General features: G+C 47.4%; 15 protein-coding genes. 3 read left to right on the top strand and 12 right to left on the bottom strand.

The annotated features are described in order from the left end of the window. Window positions 1–5: 5 nt before the first annotated feature. The 5 genes from KO518_RS02665 to KO518_RS02685 form a co-directional block, all read right to left on the bottom strand. The gene (locus KO518_RS02665; RefSeq protein ID WP_216024408.1) at window positions 6–1,178 is read right to left on the bottom strand and encodes an aminotransferase class I/II-fold pyridoxal phosphate-dependent enzyme; all 1,173 of its coding nucleotides are present in this window, start codon (window positions 1,176–1,178) and stop codon (window positions 6–8) included. A 64-nt stretch (window positions 1,179–1,242) separates the two neighbouring features. Continuing rightward, a complete protein-coding gene (locus KO518_RS02670; protein WP_216024249.1) occupies window positions 1,243–2,214 on the bottom strand; it encodes a Gfo/Idh/MocA family protein in 972 nt (323 codons plus the stop codon). A 117-nt stretch (window positions 2,215–2,331) separates the two neighbouring features. After that, window positions 2,332–3,651 carry a xylose isomerase gene (gene xylA, locus KO518_RS02675; RefSeq protein WP_216024250.1) on the bottom strand — a complete coding sequence of 440 codons (1,320 nt, stop codon included), beginning with the start codon at window positions 3,649–3,651 and terminating at the stop codon, window positions 2,332–2,334. Window positions 3,652–3,798: 147 nt separating this feature from the next. Further along, window positions 3,799–5,247, bottom strand: a complete 1,449-nt coding sequence (gene xylB, locus KO518_RS02680; RefSeq protein ID WP_216024251.1) for a xylulokinase — start codon at window positions 5,245–5,247, stop codon at window positions 3,799–3,801. A gap of 168 nt (window positions 5,248–5,415) precedes the next feature. Beyond that, window positions 5,416–6,546, bottom strand: coding sequence for an endo-1,4-beta-xylanase (locus KO518_RS02685; RefSeq protein ID WP_216024252.1), 1,131 nt, complete (start codon window positions 6,544–6,546; stop codon window positions 5,416–5,418). Window positions 6,547–6,786: 240 nt separating this feature from the next. Between KO518_RS02685 and KO518_RS02690 the strand changes: the two genes are divergently transcribed. Together KO518_RS02690 and KO518_RS02695 are read left to right on the top strand one after the other, a co-directional pair. Further along, complete coding sequence (locus tag KO518_RS02690; protein ID WP_216024253.1) at window positions 6,787–7,626, top strand: SMP-30/gluconolactonase/LRE family protein; 840 nt, start codon at window positions 6,787–6,789, stop codon at window positions 7,624–7,626. 116 nt (window positions 7,627–7,742) lie between these two features. After that, window positions 7,743–10,781: a TonB-dependent receptor gene (locus KO518_RS02695; protein ID WP_216024254.1), complete on the top strand. Its 3,039-nt coding sequence runs from the start codon at window positions 7,743–7,745 to the stop codon at window positions 10,779–10,781. A 42-nt stretch (window positions 10,782–10,823) separates the two neighbouring features. On the opposite strand, the gene KO518_RS02700 is transcribed toward KO518_RS02695, so the two are convergent. From KO518_RS02700 to KO518_RS02730, 7 genes are read right to left on the bottom strand one after another with little or no spacing between them, the layout of a single operon-like run. After that, on the bottom strand, window positions 10,824–11,516 hold the full coding sequence (locus KO518_RS02700; protein ID WP_216024255.1) for a DUF6445 family protein: 693 nt from the start codon (window positions 11,514–11,516) through the stop codon (window positions 10,824–10,826). A 2-nt stretch (window positions 11,517–11,518) separates the two neighbouring features. Further along, a complete protein-coding gene (locus tag KO518_RS02705; RefSeq protein WP_216024256.1) occupies window positions 11,519–13,009 on the bottom strand; it encodes a tryptophan halogenase family protein in 1,491 nt (496 codons plus the stop codon). A gap of 11 nt (window positions 13,010–13,020) precedes the next feature. Further along, the gene (locus KO518_RS02710) at window positions 13,021–14,028 is read right to left on the bottom strand and encodes a cupin-like domain-containing protein (RefSeq protein WP_216024257.1); all 1,008 of its coding nucleotides are present in this window, start codon (window positions 14,026–14,028) and stop codon (window positions 13,021–13,023) included. 14 nt (window positions 14,029–14,042) lie between these two features. Further along, window positions 14,043–14,741 carry a SapC family protein gene (locus tag KO518_RS02715; protein ID WP_216024258.1) on the bottom strand — a complete coding sequence of 233 codons (699 nt, stop codon included), beginning with the start codon at window positions 14,739–14,741 and terminating at the stop codon, window positions 14,043–14,045. Between the two features lies 1 nt (window position 14,742). After that, window positions 14,743–16,227, bottom strand: coding sequence for a tryptophan halogenase family protein (locus KO518_RS02720; protein WP_216024259.1), 1,485 nt, complete (start codon window positions 16,225–16,227; stop codon window positions 14,743–14,745). Between the two features lie 5 nt (window positions 16,228–16,232). Then, the gene (locus KO518_RS02725; RefSeq protein ID WP_216024260.1) at window positions 16,233–17,276 is read right to left on the bottom strand and encodes a glycoside hydrolase family 43 protein; all 1,044 of its coding nucleotides are present in this window, start codon (window positions 17,274–17,276) and stop codon (window positions 16,233–16,235) included. 12 nt (window positions 17,277–17,288) lie between these two features. After that, window positions 17,289–18,620: a glycoside-pentoside-hexuronide (GPH):cation symporter gene (locus tag KO518_RS02730; protein ID WP_216024261.1), complete on the bottom strand. Its 1,332-nt coding sequence runs from the start codon at window positions 18,618–18,620 to the stop codon at window positions 17,289–17,291. A gap of 187 nt (window positions 18,621–18,807) precedes the next feature. On the opposite strand from KO518_RS02730, the gene KO518_RS02735 reads away from it, so the two are divergent. Then, the gene (locus KO518_RS02735; RefSeq protein ID WP_371742221.1) at window positions 18,808–19,941 is read left to right on the top strand and encodes an endo-1,4-beta-xylanase; all 1,134 of its coding nucleotides are present in this window, start codon (window positions 18,808–18,810) and stop codon (window positions 19,939–19,941) included. Window positions 19,942–19,978: the final 37 nt, after the last annotated feature.

A 19,978-nucleotide genomic window follows, 5' to 3' on the forward strand; every position in this document is an offset into this window, starting at 1 on the left:
TTCAATTAGTCACGGCAGCGCAGAGAGGCGACGAACTGGCCAAGACGGTGTAACCCTATTTCCAGTGCGTGCTCAGAGGCGGCAAAAGATAAACGTACAAAGTCACTGCCTGATGATTCGCTAAAATCATTCCCCGGTGTTAGGGCAAGGTGATACTCCGCGAGCAGACGGTCACAAAATTCCATCGATGACAAACCAAATTGAGCGATCTTAAAGTACACGTAGAACGCGCCATCAGGTGTCACATCAATACTTAGGCCTATGTCCTGCAGCCCCTGTAAAACCAGATTTTTTCGGTGTACAAGAATGTCGCGTCGCCTTTCACATACGGTAAGAGACTCCGGGGTAAAGCATGCTACCGCAGCGTGTTGTGCGGGGGTAGAAGGGCAAATATATAAATTTTGCGCCAGTTTTTCCATAACGGGCACCATCACATCGGGAACGACACACCACCCCAATCGCCAGCCTGTCATGCCAAAGTACTTAGAAAAACTATTGATAACAATGGCCTCATCATCGTAAGCAAGCACGGTTTGCGCATTTCCGTCATGACTGAGGTTGAGGTATATTTCATCCACAACTCGCCATCCGCCCTGTTGTTTCACAAATTCAAGGATGGATTGCATGTGCTCAGGCGAAACGGATGTTCCCGTGGGATTCGAAGGCGTTGCCAGCATGATGCCCCGCGTTCGAGAATTCCAGTTTGTTCGCACAAGTTCGGGCGTCAGTTGAAAACGATCGTCGGCAGAACAGGGGATGCTTTGCAACTTCCCGCCAAAACTTTTGATAAATTGACGGTTGCAAGGATAGGCCGGGTCGGCCAGCATAACTGTGTCACCCTCATTGACTAAGGCTGCTGATACAAGTAACAAGGCGGCAGAGGCGCCTGCCGTTACAACGACATTGTCAGCAGAAACATCAAGGTTGTGCATGTGTTTATAGAATCGCGCTATCCCTTCCCGTAAAGCGGGAAGACCAAGGGCCGATGTATAAGGTAGTTCGGCCGCTTCCATTACCTCTTGCATGGCGCTAACCACCGGCGGGGGAGCGCCGAAATCCGGTTCGCCAATGTTTAGCCGGATAACATGATGACCTTGTGCTTCCAGCGCAGAAGCTTTCTCGGAAAAAGCCATCGCAAAGAACGGAGAAATGGCGTTTGCGCGGTCTGAAAATCGTATCACTTGTTATTGCCTCATTAAAAATGAGGCGCAATCATACCAGCCATACCCAAGATGGGGCAATTTAGCGGATGGAACTGAACTGGGCCTTCACAGCGGCTAATCGGCGTTGGAAGCCAAGTGAAACCGCATGGGATACAATGTCTGACTCAATGCGATTATTCAGTATTGCCTGGCTGGCATGTTCAATTTCGAATTCGAAACCGCTGCCGGTGCGATTGTCCTGGAAGTAGTCTTGTTGTCCGTTGGCATCAAACAAATAACACTCGCTGGCCGACCAGAAATCGGGAATACGGACAAGCCCCTTGTCGCCGATGATTAGCGCTTCATTTCCTAGGCGACTTCTAAAGCTGGTATGCAGAGTTGATACGACATCATCATAGCGATGAAACCACAGAACATCATCATCTACACCATTCGGTGCGCGGGAAGCGTGGATCAGTTGTGGCTCAGTTTCTGTTCGGTTTAGCAGAGCGTCAAAGGCGATGGGATAAATTCCCATATCAAGCAAACATCCGCCGCCTAACTCAACAGCGTATTCCCGGCAATCAGGAGAGTAAGGCATGGGAAATCCGAAACTGGCTTTAAGATGAAGGGGTTTGCCAATTCGACCTGAGTCTACCCATTCAAAAGCCGTTTTGATAGCGGGTAAAAAGTAGGTCCACATGGCCTCCATAAAGAAGCGCTGCTGTGATTTGGCAACCTGCAATATGCGTTGTAATTCGGCCTCCGAGGTAGTGGCGGGTTTTTCACACAGTACGTGTTTATTTGACTTAAGCGCCATGATAGCGTGATCGGCATGCAGGGTGTGGGGCGTTGCTACATATATTGCATCAATGGTTGGATCATTGAGGAGTGACTCGTAACGCCCAAAGGCTTGTGGAATATCGAGGCGTTTGGCAAAGGCGTCGGCACTCTTCTGGGACCGTGACGCAACGGCGCACAATTCAGCGTTGGCACAATGTCTGATATCCCGTGCGAAGGTTTCTGCGATTCTCGCGGTTGAAATTATTCCCCATTTTACTTTTCTTTGCATGATACATCTCCAGGTTAGACGCGTGATGTTGATACTATCGTGGGTTCCCAGTCGTGTTGCAAATAAAAAGGCAGGGTGCTTGCACCCTGCCTTTGTGTTTGCGTGACGCGGTGTGTATTAACCGTAAATAATACGATTTACTTTGTTTTCCAGCAGCTCTTGCTGCCCGCTTTGATGTGCGGGAGTCAGGTTTTGACTTAGTGCCAGCTCAGATAACGCTTCCAGTGAATAGTTGCCATCAATAATGCCTTTACCCAAATCGGTATTCCAGCCTTTATAACGCGCTGATACCGCTTGGCCGAGAAAATCGTTTTCCATTAATTTAGCTGCGCGTTTTAGTGCCATAGCTAAATGGTCCATGCCACCGATGTGACCGTAGAACAAATCAGCTGGGTCGCTGCTTTGGCGGCGCAGCTTAGTGTCGAAATTGAAACCACCGGTGGTAAAGCCTCCGGATTTTAGAATTTCATACATTACCAAGGTTAGTTCATCAACGTTAATGGGAAACTGATCTGTGTCCCATCCGTTTTGCGCGTCACCGCGGTTGGCGTCGACACTGCCAAAAATACCCAATGATATTGCCGTTGCTACTTCATGGTGAAATGAATGACCTGCCAAGGTGGCATGGTTGGTTTCGATATTTACCGCGAATTCGTTTTCCAGACCGTACTCTTTGAGGAAGCCAAACACGGTTGCTGTGTCATAATCGTACTGGTGTTTTGTTGGTTCCTGAGGTTTAGGTTCAATAAGCAAAGTACCGGTGAAGCCAATTTTGTGCTTGTGTTCTACCACCATTTGCATGAAACGACCAAGCTGTTTGCGTTCCTGACGCAAATCTGTGTTTAACAGTGTTTCATAGCCCTCGCGACCACCCCACAGTACATAGTTTGCGCCGCCAAGACGCTTAGTGGCGTTCAGAGCATTAAACACCTGTGTTGCACCATATGAAAACACTTCGGGATCAGGGCTTGTTGCTGCGCCGCCGGCGTAGCGTGGGTTACTGAACAGATTGGCCGTACCCCACAAAAGAGACAAGCCGGTTTCTTCCTGTTTTTGCTCCAACACGTCGGTCATTGCAGCGAAATTTTCAGTATACTCTTTGAGATTGTTGCCTTCGGGGCTTACATCAACATCGTGAAAACAGTAGTAGGGGATACCCAATTTGCTAAAGAATTCAAAGGCGACATCCGCTTTCTGTTTAGCCCGCTCCATGGCATCCCCAGGGCGCAACCATGGGCGTTGAAACGTTCCGGCACCAAATACGTCGGCACCATCCCAACAGAAGTTATGCCAGTAGCAGGCAGCAAAGCGCAAGTGCTCTTTCATGGTTTTACCCAGAACCACTTCGTCCTCTTTATAGTGTCTGAAAGCAAGAGGATTTTCTGAAGCGGGTCCTTCGTATTTGATTTTATCTATGGACTCGAAATAGTGAGACATGGATGGTTCTCCGTAAAAAAATAATGTTGTATGGCTAGAGATTATTGAGTGTTTACAAGCTGCTAACAATTATGTTTTTTGCTAACAGCTTTCCGCTTATTGATATGCAAAGCGCTAAGGCGGCGCAATTTCCATTTGCGCTAATAGCTATTGTTGTTGGGCTAATTCTTTGAACACCCCGTACCGGCGGTTTAGTAAGTCATAGCGGGATTTATTTGGGACGTGTTGTTCGATGGCATCAGGCACCGGGCATAGTCTTTGAATGTCCGTTTTATCGTATTCGTTGAGTAACGCCAACTTAGCGGCACCAAGCGCAGGACCTACTTCGCCGCCTTTTCGGTATGTAATGGCAATACCAAGCACATCAGCAATAAGTTGTCGCCAAACCCGGCTACGAGCCCCGCCGCCAATCACTGAGACCGAATCTAAGGTCACCCCGGCATCCTGCATTACCTGCAATCCGTCTTTAAAAGAAAAGGCAACGCCTTCCAATACGGCGTAGGTCATATCTTTTCGTGACGTATTGTGAGTAAGACCGCAAAAGCGCCCGGTGAGGCTGGGGTTGTTGTGAGGCGTTCTTTCGCCACTGAGATAAGGAATGAAATAGCAATTCTGTTCTAAAGCGGGTTCCGGACTGTCGCCAAGTTCATCGAGTAGCGTTTGTACATCACCGGCTGCGGCAATGTTAGCAAACCACTGAAGGCAAGAGGCTGCGCTTAAATGTACAGACATGGCGTGCCATTTGTCTGGAATGGCGTGGCAAAAGCTGTGTAATGCTGCATCGGGATTGGCCACGAAACGGTCTGTCACCGCAAAGATCACACCAGATGTTCCCAAGGATATCATCGCTTGCCCAGCTTCCGTAATGCCACTGCCAATGGCGCCGGCAGCATTGTCACCGGCACCGCCGACAACTTGAACCTCGGGCATGTGCCATTGTTCGGCAAGGTGTTTTGAAAGTACGCCCGTTGATGCGGGCCCTTCAACCAGTTCAGGCATGTTTTCCCGGCTAAGTCCGCATGCCGCCAGCAGTTCGTCAGACCAATCTCGCTGTTGGGTATCCATCCAGCAAGTACCAGCTGCATCTGACATGTCGCTGGCAAACGCGCCCGTTAACAGATATCGAACATAATCTTTAGGCAACAGTACTTTGCTGATGCGGGCAAAGTTATCGGGTTCTACTTCCCTAACCCACCTGACTTTAGGGGCGGTGAAGCCGGGCATGATTAGGTTGCCGGTAATCTTTGTAGCATCAGGACATGCCGCCATTAAATCAACGCATTGTTGTTCGCTACGCCCGTCGTTCCACAAAATGGCGGGCCGAATAACCTCACCTTCTCCGTCGATAAGCACTGCGCCGTGCATTTGCCCGGCCAGACCTATAGCTTTGACTTTTTTCAGGCTGCCCCGTCCGCCCAAGGCTGTCATGGTGTAATCAATAGCATGCCACCAGTCAGCCGGGTTTTGTTCTGACCACTTGGGATGAAGAGAGCTCACAGAGAGGGCGTGAGACTCACTGTCTATAACCCGTCCGGATGCATCGCACACGATTGTTTTAACACCTGATGTGCCGATGTCGATTCCTACGTAATGCATAATTTGTCCTCATTTTTTAACCTATAGTTAACTAAGAATGCGCTGGGTACAATTATGAAAAGTGCCAGGTGAAATTATGTTTATTTGGGGGGGGAGTGCAGCAGAGGAGAGAAAGGTGGGTAAAGTTAGGGACAGATGTGCCGGGAACAGGCACATCTGCGGGTAAAACTATAGCGCCAAAACCGCCTCAAGTGCGCCCTTGGGGGAAAAGTCCCGGTTCCACATCAGTGGGTAATTAGTTCTGTCCGCCACAGGGTAATAATTCTTCCAAGATGTCGAGTCATCAACGCCCCAGAATGTTACGCGGTCAATTTTATCCGACTTGCGCTTGAACAGTGAGAACAATTCTGTCCAGCGAGCGTTCAACTGCTTTTCAACATCGGCGGGAAGGGCGGTTTTATAGGGGTCGAGAAACACTTCAAATTCCGGTTGCTGAAATTGTTTGTGTAACAAGCCCGTGCCAATTACCTGGCCTTCTTTCGTGATGGGAAGCACATCAATATCAATTTCGCTAATCATCACTTTTACCCCTTCTGCTGCATATGCATCGATGGCGCTTTCAATCAATTCAATTCTTGGGTAGTTCAAACCCCAATGCCCCTGGATGCCCACTCCATCAATGCGGATCCCCGCCTTTTTGAGCATGCGGATCATTCTGACAATGCCTTTTACTTTACCGGGTTTCCAAGCGTTAAAATCATTGTAGTAAAGTTCCGTGTCCGGTGCGTATTTTTGGGTTGTACTGAAAGCTAATTTTACCAGCTTGTCACCATTGCCAATCCGCTTCACCCAAACTGTTGGACGATACTCGCCATTGTCGTCTATAACTTCGTTAACCACATCCCAGGCATCTACTTTACCTGCGTAGCGCTTTGCCATTACCTCGATGTGACGCTTGAGAACCTCTGCCTGTTGATCCTGTGTATAGGATACGCCTTGTTCATCTTCAAAGAACCACGGCGGCGTTTGGTTGTGCCAAATTAATGTGTGCCCAATAACAAAAGTGCCGTGCTTTTGAGCGTAATCGATGAAATTGTCCGCATGTGAAAAGTCATACTGTCCGCGCCTGGGGCTGACGATCTCTGCCTTCATATCATTTTCAACAGTGAGTGTGTTGAAATGTTTGGCAACGATGGCATCAGCCTCAGGAGACTGTCCGTTTACGATGTCACGGCTCACTGCTGCACCCACTTTAAAATCAGATGAAAAATGGGTCTTCAGCGCCGTGGAATTTGCTACAGAAAATGTTGACCAAGCGGTACCTAAAAGTACGCCAATTGCACAAAGCGTTTTTGTCATTCTGGATATTCCATATTGTTAAAAAAATCACAACAGCGTTTTTTCTCTTTTGGGCTTCACTGTGAAGATTTACAAATTGTTTGCAAATCTTCTGCTGCATGCTGTAAGTTACGAATACCACATAATGGTCCAAATGACAATTAGGTTAAAATGATAAGATATCTCTCTTTATTTTGTTTTTTTCCCGTTTTTTTATTTGGTTATACAGCTCAATGTAAGGAAAGTGTTGCGGGTGAGCACTTGATTTTATCAATCGCAAAAATACCGGATAGGTTTACTTTTCTCGAGGGGCCTGCCTGGTCTGCGGATACCGATAGCTTTTACTTTTCTAATATGAATTTCACAAAAGACACAGGCCATGGCCCGTTGTCAGATACCTACACAATGCCGCTGGGTGGTCAGCCTGTACTGTGGTTAGAGAACAGCGGTAGCAATGGGCTGTTTGTTAGCAACGGAAAACTCTACGCTGCAAATCATAAATATCGCAGCGTGTGCATATTGCAGCGCGATTGCGATGGGCTTGTAGAGGCATTTCAGGGCGGTAAATTTCACTCTCCTAACGATCTTGTTGTCAGTAAAAAAAATAGGCTTTTTTTTACTGACCCAGATTGGCAACTCTGGGGTCGAGAGAAGGCGTTATCTTTCACCGGGCTTTATGCTCTGGATTTGCACAGCAACACTCTTGTCTTGGTAGACGACCAACTGAACAAGCCCAATGGAGTGGCACTTTCCGTAGATGAAAGCCGACTTTACGTGGGTACATACAGTAACCAGGTATATATGTATGACGTCGACGGGGCTGGCGCTGTGAACCCTTCTGGCAAAAAGGTTTTTGCAGCGGTACAGGCGCCGGATGGCATCGCTGTCGACGAGAAAGACAACGTGTATATAGCCAGTCACGACACCGGATCTATTTTTGTTTTTACGAAATCCGGCAAGCTGCTAGAGCAAATCAATGTGGGCGAAAAACTTACCAACTTGTGCTTTGGTGGGAAAGCGGGAAACACACTGTTGATCACCACAGCAACACACCTTTTCTTAGCCACTACCAAATACAAAGGCGCAAAATTTGTAAACTAAAAATAACAATAGGAAAACGTAAAATGTGAAGACGTTAAAATATTGTTAACTCTCTTGTGTTGTGTTTATATCTATAATAGTCATTGTGACATTAACGATAGGGTTGAGGAAAACACATGTTTAAAAGAAAACTCATAACAACCGCTGTCCTCTCTGCAATAGGAACTGCGGGGTACTCAGCACATACACATGCTCAGGAGCCGACGGGTAGTGCCGCCTCCGATGCCATCGAGGTGATCGAAGTAAAAGGGATTCGAGGAAGTCTTCAGCGCGCTATGGATGTCAAGCGCAGTTCTGACGGTATTGTTGACGCCATTTCTGCAGAAGATATTGGTAAGTTTCCCGATACAAACCTTGCTGAGTCCTTGCAGCGGATTACCGGTGTATCCATTGATCGGTCTGCAGGCGAAGGAAGTCGGGTCACGGTTCGGGGGTTTGGCGCATCGCAAAATATGATCACCTTAAACGGACGTCAACTTCCCCGAACGACGGGCGACAGAACCTTTGATTTTGCCAATGTGGCAGCGGAAGCCGTAAAAGGCGTTGAGGTATACAAAACGGCAGATGCCACAGTGCAGTCTGGCGGAATTGGAGCCACTATTAATATCTTGACTCATCGCCCTTTGCAGTCGCCGGGGACCACTGCGACGATGGGTGTGAAGGTTGTCAGTGATGATTCGTCACTTGACCCAAGTCTTACACCCGAGCTAAGTGGTTTGTATTCGAAAACGTTTATGGACGATCGCGTGGGTGTGTCCATTAATGCAAGTTATCAGGAGCGCGATAGCGGGATGCGCGAGTTTTTTCAGGATCAGGGGTACCGGGGAAGTGATTACACTAATACCGGATGGGCTGGTGTTCCGGCTGGTGAAGCCGGTGGTCAGAATCGTCCTACATCCGGTATTTACTCTACGCCACAACAGCCTCGCTACGTATTTGAAGAGCGCCAAAGAAAGCGTATTAACGGTCAACTGGTATTGCAGTATCAGCCCATTGATACACTTACGGCAACCCTTGACTACACTGTTATTCGAAACGACATTGAAGAGCAACACACCGACGCGTCAGTATGGTTTAACTACGCTGGTGACAGAAGCGAAACAATATGGGCTGGTGAGCCTAACGCCGTTCCACTGGTTTACTCAGAAATTTATGAAATAAACAGTGATGATGATTACGCTGATACATCGCTGACAGTAGGTGCCTGGGGCAATGAGCAAACCACCGACTCGATTGGTCTGAACCTCAAATGGCTGGCGACAGAAGATCTTCGCTTAGATTTCGACCATCACAGCTCTGAAGCTGAGATGCGTGCATCTGACCCCCGCCGGGGTACGCGGAACAACATCCAGCTCCCGTCTTATACCCGTTCTCGCACAGGCTTGGATTTGAGAGGAGATGTGCCTGCCATCGCAACGGGGAATATCGATCAGTTTAATCCGTCAACGTTCCGTTTATCTGGTAGTTGGTTTGCCAATGACTACTATACCTCTGAAGTCGATCAAACAAAGCTTTCCGGTAACTACTATGTGTCTGATTATACGTCGGTGGATTTTGGGGTTTCACTGAATAAAGTCAGTAATCGTTACCGTCATACACAAGTACAACGAGCAGATTGGGGTGGTGTGGGCGAAGTGGGAGATTTTGCCGACATCGATTGGGAAGAAGATACAATTCTCGACAAGTTCAATGGCAGTGCCAGCGATTTTTCCGGTACAGCAACGCAGTCGATGTACGACGTATTTGACCGAATTTGGTTTGCCGACTTTGACGAGATAGTAAGAGCGGCAGAGTTTGCCGATCCCACCGCAAACGTGGATTCTGTTTGGGGAGATTGTCAGGCACCGGAAGGCGCGGTTGCAGGCCCGAATGGGGAAGGGCATTTTTGTGCTTCGACACAGTGGGATGCGGGTACCAATCGCTTTACAGAAGAAAAAATTAAAGCGGTGTTTGCCCAGATAAAACACGAAGGCGAAGTAGGGAGCATGCCCTATAACCTGCTGTTGGGTGCCAGATATGAAAAGACAAAAGTCGTTTCTACCGCAGCTGCCCCGGCTTATACCCGTGTTGAATGGAACGAGGATACAGCCACCTCTGTTACCGGATTTGCAGGCGTTGAAACCCTTAGTCAGGAAGCCGACTACAGCAACTTCTTACCTAACTTTAATTTTAATTTGAATGTTACTGATGACGTTATTGTACGGGTTGCGTTGGGAAAAACCCTCTCTCGGGCAAGTTACAACGCACTTCAGGGAGGAACTACAATAAACACCGGGGGGAGTTTGAGTGGCTATTCCGGGCAATCGGGTAACCCAGGCGTGAGGCCGCTGGAATCTAAGAACTTTGACCTCGCTACCGAGTGGTACTACGACGAAGGTAGCTATGTTTCTCTTGGCTATTTCCGGAAAGACGTAAGTAACTGGATCACGACTGGCACCGTTGAATCGACAATTTTCAACTTGGCCAACCCTTTGGATGGCGCTAAATTTGACGCTGCTGTTGCTGCTCTAGGGGCTGACGCATCGAATGAGGATATCCGCAATTACATTTTGACCAACTATGCAGATGATCCTTTAGTAACACCAAACTTTGATGCAGACGGAAATCTTGATGGAGGCTCCATTGTTGGCGATCCCAATTCAGACAATCTGGTTGTATTTAACGTTAATGTACCTGTCAACGGCGACACTGAACACACTATTGATGGCGTTGAATTTAACGTTCAGCACAATTTCGGCGATTCCGGTTTTGGCGGTATAGTGAACTACACTTATGTCGACACGGATTTGAGCTACGACATTAACTCACTGGCAGATACCGAGGCATTAGTGGGGTTGTCTGATACTGCAAACCTGGTGTTGTTCTACGATCAAAACGGGTTTCAGGCCCGCGTAGCTTACAATTGGCGCGATAAGTTTTTAAGTGAAAGACGGGTAAACGGCGATTTGACCGCGCCCATCTTCACTGAGGCTTATCACCAGATTGATGTTAATGTGAGCTATGACTTTGAATCGATAGAAGGGCTTTCCGTGTTTGTCGAAGGTATTAATATTACTGACGAGCAAAACAAACAGGTAGGACGCGATGACAGGTTGGTGTACAGGCTTACTCAAACTGGCGCACGATATAATCTGGGTGTGAGATACAGTTTTTAACTATTGATAGGGCCTCGGAAGAGGCCTTTTTTATTATGCAGGTTAGTCGAAGCGAATGAACACGTTGGCGGTGAGTCGCCCCGTATCCAGGCTGGTGTCAATGTCTGTCGATGTGGATATGAGTGCGCTGTGAAGCAGGTTCCCCGGATAAACAAGAAGGGTGTTAAAGTTAAATGGTGTTGCATCAATAAGTGTATACAAGGGCGATTGCGCTAATGGATAGCCATTGGGTAGCTCGTGATGTGAAAGCTCATTTTCCAGCGTAGTGAGGTAGGTACCCTCATTGTGATCAAAAACCTGATGTATGCCACTTGTCTTATGACTGAAGAAGCCCGTTCCGCCATGATTGCCTTTTGCGAGATAGCAGAGCACTGCATAGTGGTGAGGGTAAACGCTATCGTAGTGGGGGAGTTGCTGCATGATGTCGAGCTTGGTGGGGGGCGTGGTTATGAGAGAAAAGTCGGCTCCAGTTACGCGAGGTTTTAGATGTCTGGGAATCGTGTAGGTATTGCGGATCTCACGAAGCAATACTGAAACTAGAGGTTTTAGCAGATCAAAGGGCATGGGTGCTCTGATTCCCGGGTAGAAACTCGGATCGTTGCGAAACTGCCCGTATTGACGAACCCATCCAATCACTTCGTCAGGTTCGACAAATACATCTGCCTTCGTCAATACTTCGGTGTTAAGGCCGGTGGGATAACGGGTTGTCACCGGACTGGAGGAAATGACTGACATAGCTAACTTTCACTCTTGGCATATTGATCAATAAAGTCAGTATGATGAGGGAATTGGTTAACCTGGCGCTTAACATGAGCGTGAATACTTCCAAGAAAACTGGCTAATTCACTTTCTGGCATACTATCGGCAATTGGGTGGTAAGAATCGGGATAAAGCCCTTGCCCGAGCATGACTTGAAGCCAAGAATCTTCACCGAACAATTCTTCGTCTTGCTTGTAAACGTGACCAGAAGAGTTGAACAGTGCCATTCTTCGTTGCAGGCTGTCGGGGATCTCCATGCGCTTGCAGTAGCGCCAGAACTCCGTGTCTTCCCGTTGTGTGGCATGATAATGAAGAACAATGAAGTCGCGAATATTCTCTGTTTCAAAACGCATGCGCTGATTGAACAATGCTTGGTTGTGGGTGAAATTCTCCGAGGTGGGTATAAGTTGCAAAAGTCGAATAATGCTCTGCTGGATCAAATGGATGCTAGTCGATTCCAGCGGCTCAATAAAACCGCTTGATAAGCCAATAGCAATACAGTTCTTATTCCAGTGTTTTCGCCTGGTTCCCGTTTTGAATTTTAAAATACGGGGTGTAGTGACAGGCGTTGAAGATAGCATCTCAGTGAATGTTGTTTTGGCGTCATCGTCGCTGAAAAATTTATCGCAATACACCATGCCGTTGCCGGCTCGGGTCTGAAGCGGGATTTTCCATCGCCACCCTGCATCGTGTGCAATAGCCCGTGTGTAAGGTACTGTGCAGGTGTCAGACAATGCTGTTTGTGCTACTACTGCACTGTTCATGGGCAGCCAGTGTCCCCAGTCTTCGTACCCGGTATGCAAGGCTTGTTCAATGAGTAAGCCGCGAAAACCGGTACAATCGATAAACAGATCCCCAGAGACAGTGCGATTATCACTTAAAGACACAGATGCAATAGCTCCGTCAGTTTTAGATAGATTTACACCGGTGATCTTTTCTGAAATGTGATGAAGACCGTTTGCCAACGCCATTTTTTTCAAGAATACTGCGTATTTAGTGGCATCTAAATGGTAGGCATAGTTTCTCGGCTGGCCAGGTGCGGTGGCAAAGCGCGACGTTCTGCAAGCTAGGTGCTCTACGCAGTAGTCACCGATTTCTTCACTAATACCAACGCGCTTGCCACGCAACCAAAAATGTTGGAAACCCGCCGCCCAACAGCCTTTGCCCAAATAGCCAAATGAGTGAAGATAAGAGGTATTTTTCTCAAGCCAGTTTTCGAACTGAATCCCGAGTTTAAATGTTGCGCCTGTGGCTTTCATAAACTCGGATTCATTGATTTTTAGTAGGTCGTGGAAAACGTGCAGTGAAGGAATAGTGGCTTCGCCCACGCCAACAGTCGGAATATCATCGGCTTCAATGAGCGTTACATTTACTTCTTTGCCAAGCAGTTTTGAAAAGGCCGCGCCTGTCATCCAGCCCGCCGTGCCTCCTCCGGCTATGACGATATTTCTATATGGAAAAGTGCTCATAAGGCAGTCCCCTATCGTTTTAAGTTGTTTGTTACTAGTGTGCGTAGCTGTTTTTGCATGTCTTCTGGCAGCGGATGGGTCAGTCTTTCCCTGGCGCTTGGTGGAATGTGTGCGGTATCAGCTTCATCGTGTTCAAAAACATAGTATTTAAATATTTCCATCCAGCCTTTTTTTTGTGCGTCGGGCAAGTCTCTTACGGCTGCTAGCGTGAGGAACAACGCGTCCATTGGTCGGGGCTGATGTACGGGGGTTGCGTCGTGCCGATACCAGAAATTTAGCAAGGTGTTCAGAGGTTTAGCGCTTTGCACATGGTGCCACCATAAAGACGGGATAAAAATGGCATCCCCTGCTGTCAACGTAGTGGTAGTGGCGGTTTTCAGCGCATATTTAAACCGTGGGAATTGCTGTTCATCTATATTTGAAAAGTTGACTAAACTGATTGCCTGTCCGCCGGGCGCTTTGTGTACGGGTCCCGGATATAAATCGCGGATAGCCTCAGGAGGAAATAGTGTAAAAGTTCTTTCACCTGTGATGTTGACCGCGAGGTTTTGCAGAACATCATAATGGGCACTTACCGTACACGCATTGCCAACCCACAAATTGATGATGGCGTCGGCCGGTGCCCATGGCGCGTTTATCATAGGTATCAGTGCTGGAAAGGCGAAAGACAGAGGCGTGCTACCCATGTAGCAACATGATGTCTCATCTAAAAGCTTGTTGGCAAATTCGCTAAAAGCAGACTGGTGGTGGGAAAAGTTAAACCCTGAGAAGTCATCGTTATAGAAAATTCTGCCATTGGCGGAAGCGGGAAGTTCAAAATAAGACACGGGTATGTCATTGTTGGAGTTGTTTAATAAATCGACAAAGTCAATGTCGTTTGTGTTGTGGCGGCATAGCGGCCAGCCTTCAGCAAGCCCCCTGACGACAAAGGGCGTATGTGCCATAAGGTGGTGCTCTGGCCGTGACTCAAAATCCGCAACCAGTACTTCGGGAATGTCGGGCAACTGAGGGATTTGCATAAAGGTGTTACCCGTTAAAACTGACTTCTACTGCTGATGCCACTCATGTTTTGTAGTGATGTAAGCATTAGAAATATCGGTTCTAAATAACCCTTGGTATGTAAAGTACTCAGTTGTTCACCATTCAATTCGGCCAACCTTTCTTCACGGATGGTACTAAAGCCCACGAGTTTTTTGTTCCCTTTGCTGGTAGTGATGTCAAAGGTGACGTTCTCGATTAGTTCGAATTTATTAAGGGTGTCAATGAAACTCGGGTTTGATTGTGAACCAATGTGTAAATGCTGCAGCACGTTAGTAATCTGATCCAGGTACGGTGTATTTCCTCCGTGGGGTAAAAACAGCGGCTGGCCTTTTTCTGCGTTTACCTGTGGAGAGGAAATATCCAGTGTGACGACTGGGATGGTTTCAGTATTCGTTTGTTGAAACCCGATAGAAAAAGGCAGGCGCTGCGCTGATAAAGGAATATGGCTGGCCTGCCAAGTACCGTCTTTGACAAACACATTTTCATTTTCATTCAGTCCGCAAAGTACAACTGGAGTAAGCTCTCCTGCATGGCTCTGGTGAAGCAACACAGGGTATTCTCGCACAACTTGGCGGAATTCCTGTATGAATGTTGGATAGATCCAGCTCAAGTTATCGAATTGGGCAGCAAATTCGGGGATAACGTGGAGGTTTGCATGATCGATATTATTAACAATTTCTATCTTGGACATACTAAGTGGCCTTTTTATTATTGGCGAGACGCAATTGTTGAAAATAGTGCTGTTGTGTCGGTAGGGCCCGAACTAAGTGATTATTAATGGGGGGATCGCAAATATCGTTTCCGTTTGCTACCTGATATTGCCGGGCCCCCGTCAGCACATAGTGAAAACTGTTGTGGGAAAACAAGGGTGTTTTCATTTCCGTGTCATACACTGACGCAGGTAGTGCCTGCCAAAGCAGGAGTTTTTCTTTCAGCGTTTGTGGCAGGTTGTCACAAGACGATACCGAACGCCAGTAATCACTGTCGTCACGCATGGACAATGTGTAGTGCAATTTGAGGAAGTCGATGATCTCATGCCAGTAGTGGGTCATTAACCGGTTAAACCGATGAGCAATGCTTTTTACAATTGCCGGTTCGGTAGTCAGATGTGCAGAAATGAACAACGCAGATTGCTCTACGAGCGCAAGAGCAGTGGCTTCAAGAGGTTCAATAAAACCCGCAGCCATACCCACAGCTACACAGTTTTTGTGCCAGAATTGTTCTCTGTAACCTGGGGTAAACCGAATTTCCCGGGTTTCAAAGTGGCTTTCATCTAAGTGGGGATCCTGTCTGACATAGTCAAACAGTTGGTTTTCAACTTTGTCCTTAGAGGCAAAATCTGTTGAGAAAACATGGCCGATACCGCGACGGTGTTGAAGAGCGATGTCCCAAATCCAACCGTGAGGCGTTGCCGTTGCCCTGGTACTTGAATGGATGGGAGCGTCGTGTGTTTTGTAGGGCAGGCGGCAGGCCAGTGCACAGTTGTTGGGTAGCACGTGACTGACATTCACGGTGTCGATATTGAACTGCCCTTGTAAAAGTAAGGCTCTGACACCGGAACAATCAATAAACAAGTCACCGGAAAACGCCTCACCGTTTTCACTGACCACGTGGGTGATATTCCCGGCTTTGTCCTTTTGAGCGGTTGTAATGTTCCGGTACTGATGCTTCACACCGAGTTTGGAGGTGCAGTGCACTTTGAGTAAGCTAACAAATTTGTCCGCATCCAGGTGGTAACCGTAATTCATTGTCCCTTCGTAATCGCCTGCAGCCAGAAGTTTAGGCGCAATGTGATGTCGAATTAAGTCAGTTTGAGAAGCGCATTGGGCAGTGACTTCGGTTGGCTGCGAATGGTTTTGTTGACCAGGGGAACGATCAGGAGGAGAAAAGGGGTGGTGGTAACGGTCATTACCTTTCACCCAGTTGATAAAGGTTGATCCTTGCTTGAAAGAGGCATTGCAATAAAGTAGGAAAGCGGTTTCGCTTAAACCTATGGTTTTCAACGTCGCTTTCATCGAAGGCCAGGTACCTTCGCCAACACCCAGAGTGGGTGTGTGGCGGGATTCGATAAGCGTCAGTGTTAGTTTGCGTTCTTTTATTTCACCCTGGTGTTTAGCGGCAATCAATGCCGCGGTAAGCCAACCTGCCGTGCCGCCACCTACAATCACAATGTTCATGGCGATTACTCGTGATAGGCCTTGTAAGTCACAATGTTGCCGTTTTCATCGTGCTTCAATTCAGCCATTTTTACACTTCGCAAATGTGATTTGCCCTTAGACAGTGTGCTGTCGTGATAGAACAAATACCATTTGCCGTTATAAGAGACGATGCTGTGGTGATTTGTCCAACCCAATACTGGCTCCAGTATGGTTCCCTGATAGGTGAACGGGCCTAGAGGAGAGTTTCCTGTGGCATAGACAATTTTATGGGTATCACCGGTAGAATAGGAGAAGTAATACACGCCGTTGTGTTTGTGCATCCAGGCTGCTTCAAAAAAGCGACGGTGATTATCACCCGCTTTAATCAACTCTCCTTGTTCGTCGTATATGAGGATGTCTTTCGGTGGAGTATCCAGTGAGGTCATATTTTCGCTAAGTTTGGCCACTCGAGGACAAAAAGCCGGTTCCTCTGCCGCCAGTTGTTTCGCTGACGACGTATATTCGTTGTTTTGCCAGTGCTCTAGCTGTCCCCCCCACAAACCACCGAAATACAAATAGAAACTGCCATCGTCATCTTCGAATACCGCAGGGTCGATACTGAATGTACCAGGGATATAACTCTCTTCGGCAACAAATGGACCGGTGGGTTTATCAGATGTGGCCACACCAATGCGAAACAGCCCATCGGCGTCTCGGGCCGGAAAGTAAAAATAATAGGTATTTCCTTTTTTAGCCGCATCAGGGGCCCACAACTGAGCGCTTGCCCAGGGAATGTCTTCCAGAGACAAGGCAACGCCGTGATCGGTTGCTTCAGTTAAGTCTTCTGACAAAGACAATACGTGGTAGTCACGCATGGCGTATTGATCGCCATCATCGTTTACTGAGGGTCCACCTTCACATTCGATATCGTGTGATGGATACACATAAATTTTACCTTCAAACACATGGGCTGAAGGGTCAGCCGTAAAAATGTGCTTTACAAGCGGCGTATCCTTCTGTGTCTTTGTAAGCGTCTTTGCACGCTCCGCATCTCTAATTTGAACTTCTTCTGCATGACTCAATTGCATAAATAAACCTGTTTACTGCTTTGAAAGAGAATGTTGGATATCTAAAACTGTGGCTTCAGTCAGGCGATATCGTGAAATAAAGAAAAGGGCCGCTATCATGCACAGTGTCGGGATACCCGCAAAGGCTATGAGAATGCCCTGCAAAGCCTCGGCGGACTGTGATTGATTGGCCACATAACCGAAAAGAGAAAGCAACCAACCCGCAATCGCACCGCCAATAGCAAAACCGAGTTTTATTGCCAGTAAATGCCCGGAAAAGGCGATAGCTGTTAGCTTTTTACCACTGATCTTTTCGCCAAAATCAATGGTGTCTGCCACCATGGAAAACATAAGTGGCGTGATGATCATGTGAGCAAAATTAGCGACAAAGAAAAGCGCGAATATGATTGGAACACTTGATGGCGGCGTAATAAAGAACAACACATGGGAAATGATGACTACATATAACGCAATTTTAAATAGTTGAATTTTTTTAATTTTCTTAGTGAGCAAATGGGTGGAGACGGCACCTAACACTGAGCCCACTGCCGCCACAGTAAGGAACGGCGAGATGAGATCTGGCGCTTGTAAATAGTATTTTATGTAGTGAGGGGCCACCGATGAGCGCACACCAATTAGAATGAGTGTGAACAAACTAATAAGGGCAACCAGCGTCCACTGACTGTTTTTAATCAGAGTGAAAAAATCCGTCAATTTGGCTTTTTCATCTTTCGATGCGTCGAATTTTTCTTCACTGGTCAAGAAAAAGCACAAGACAAAACAGGCGATGGCAAGCCCACTCATAAAAAGCATGGCGATGGGATAACCCTGCTGATCGTTGCCGTGGCCAAATGCGGCGACCAGTTTGGGAATTGCCCAGACCACTAGAAACATGGCGAACATAGCCATAGCAAACCGGTAAGATTGCAGAGATGCGCGCTCGGTGGGGTCGGTCGTCATGGTGCCGCCCAGTGCGCCGTATGGAATGTTGATGGCGGTATACACCGTCATGAGCAAACCGTACGTAATATAGGCATAGATGAGTTTGCCGTTATAGGACCAGTCCGGTGTATAGAATGCGAGTACTGCAAACACACCAAAGGGCACGGCCAAGTATAAAAGATAAGGTCGATAGCCGCCGAGTTTAGCCCGGGTTCTGTCTGCAATGGTACCCATGACAGGGTCGGTAATTCCGTCAAACAAGCGAACGACTAACAGTAAAGTCCCGGCTGCGGCAGCGGTAATGCCGAATACATCGGTGTAAAAAATCAACATAAAGTTAGCGACCATCTGAAATACGATGTTGCTTGCGGTATCTCCCAAGCCGTAACCAAACTTTTGTTTAACGCTTAATGCTGCTTTCACAAACCATCTCTCTTATTCTAATTGTCAAAAATACTATAACCAGGCTTTGTTAATGTAAAGTATACTGTGTAAATTCAAAGTCTATATAAAAACGTAAAAATGTAATGGCAATATTAAAAATGGTTGTTTGTCATGTTACTAAATGTCTATCAAACTTTATAGTTCATTTGACTATAAGGAGTATGAAGTGAAGCTGAATCTACTTGTTGCCGGTATATTGAGTGCGGTTGTCTCGCTGACGGGGTGTAGTAATGAACCTGCTGATACGATCTCTGCCCAGGGGCAATTTAGCCTGAAAGAAGCCTTTAAAGATAAGTTCGCCATTGGTGCAGCTGTTAACGAATTACATATTGCAGATGGTATCGAAAGTGCATTAGTGGCTCAGCACTACAATACGTTAACACCTGAAAATATGATGAAATGGGAGGAGATCCACCCGCAGCCTGACCAGTTCTCTTTTTCTCGTCCCGACGCACTTGTTGCCTTTTCTGAGCGCCAGGGTATACAGCTAGTGGGGCATACGCTTGTCTGGCACAGTCAAACACCAGATTGGGTTTTCTATCACCAGGATGGAACACGGAAAAACCGGGCAGAACTTCTGACACTGATGAAAAGCCATATCGAAGCCGTTGCGGGCCGGTACAAAGGCCGTGTTTACGCATGGGACGTAGTGAACGAAGCGTTTAATGAAGATGGGACTTTGCGACAGTCACTGTGGTACGAAATTATTGGCGATGACTACCTCGACATGGCATTTGAATATGCTCATGAGGCTGCCCCAAATGCGAGATTGTATTACAACGACTACAACCTCTTTAAACCAGCTAAACGAAAGGGGGTTATTGAGCTAGTCAAGCGATTGAAGTCAAAGGGAATCCAAATAGACGGTGTGGGCATGCAGGCGCATTATGCCCTGGACTACCCGTCCTTTGACGATGTGGAAGCCAGTATAGAAGCATTTTCCGCACAGGGTGTGGATGTCATGATCACTGAATTGGATATTTCTGTGTTGCCGTTCCCGGATGATGAGAACATGGGGGCTGATGTAGGGCTGTCAATTGCGCTGCAGGATGAATACAACCCCTACACTGAAGTGTTGCCAAAGGAAAAACTTGACGAACTGGCAAGTCGTTATGAAGCGCTCTTCGCAATCTTCAACCGCCACAGCGATAAAGTGGGTCGGGTAACATTTTGGGGCGTTCACGACGCTCATTCCTGGCGCAACAACTGGCCCATGCCGGGCAGAAAAGACTATCCACTCTTATTTGGACATGACAAACAGCTAAAAACTTTCGCAACGCGCTTGCCGTATGCAGGATGAAGCGGTAAATACACCGGGGCCTGCATTAAGCTAGGCC

Origin of the sequence: Aestuariibacter sp. A3R04 (assembly GCF_018860805.1) — a bacterium.
In the GTDB taxonomy this organism is placed as follows: Bacteria; Pseudomonadota; Gammaproteobacteria; order Enterobacterales; family Alteromonadaceae; genus Alteromonas.

Excerpts from the sequence above, each read along its gene's own strand:
- KO518_RS02695 (WP_216024254.1), top strand. The coding sequence starts at position 7,743 with ATGTTTAAAAGAAAACTCATAACAACCGCTGTCCTCTCTGCAATAGGA.
- xylB (WP_216024251.1), bottom strand. The coding sequence starts at position 5,247 with ATGCATTACGTAGGAATCGACATCGGCACATCAGGTGTTAAAACAATC.
- KO518_RS02725 (WP_216024260.1), bottom strand. The coding sequence starts at position 17,276 with ATGCAATTGAGTCATGCAGAAGAAGTTCAAATTAGAGATGCGGAGCGT.
- KO518_RS02705 (WP_216024256.1), bottom strand. The coding sequence starts at position 13,009 with ATGAGCACTTTTCCATATAGAAATATCGTCATAGCCGGAGGAGGCACG.
- KO518_RS02670 (WP_216024249.1), bottom strand. The coding sequence starts at position 2,214 with ATGCAAAGAAAAGTAAAATGGGGAATAATTTCAACCGCGAGAATCGCA.
- KO518_RS02685 (WP_216024252.1), bottom strand. The coding sequence starts at position 6,546 with ATGACAAAAACGCTTTGTGCAATTGGCGTACTTTTAGGTACCGCTTGG.
- KO518_RS02715 (WP_216024258.1), bottom strand. The coding sequence starts at position 14,741 with ATGTCCAAGATAGAAATTGTTAATAATATCGATCATGCAAACCTCCAC.
- KO518_RS02700 (WP_216024255.1), bottom strand. The coding sequence starts at position 11,516 with ATGTCAGTCATTTCCTCCAGTCCGGTGACAACCCGTTATCCCACCGGC.
- KO518_RS02720 (WP_216024259.1), bottom strand. The coding sequence starts at position 16,227 with ATGAACATTGTGATTGTAGGTGGCGGCACGGCAGGTTGGCTTACCGCG.
- xylA (WP_216024250.1), bottom strand. The coding sequence starts at position 3,651 with ATGTCTCACTATTTCGAGTCCATAGATAAAATCAAATACGAAGGACCC.
- KO518_RS02710 (WP_216024257.1), bottom strand. The coding sequence starts at position 14,028 with ATGCAAATCCCTCAGTTGCCCGACATTCCCGAAGTACTGGTTGCGGAT.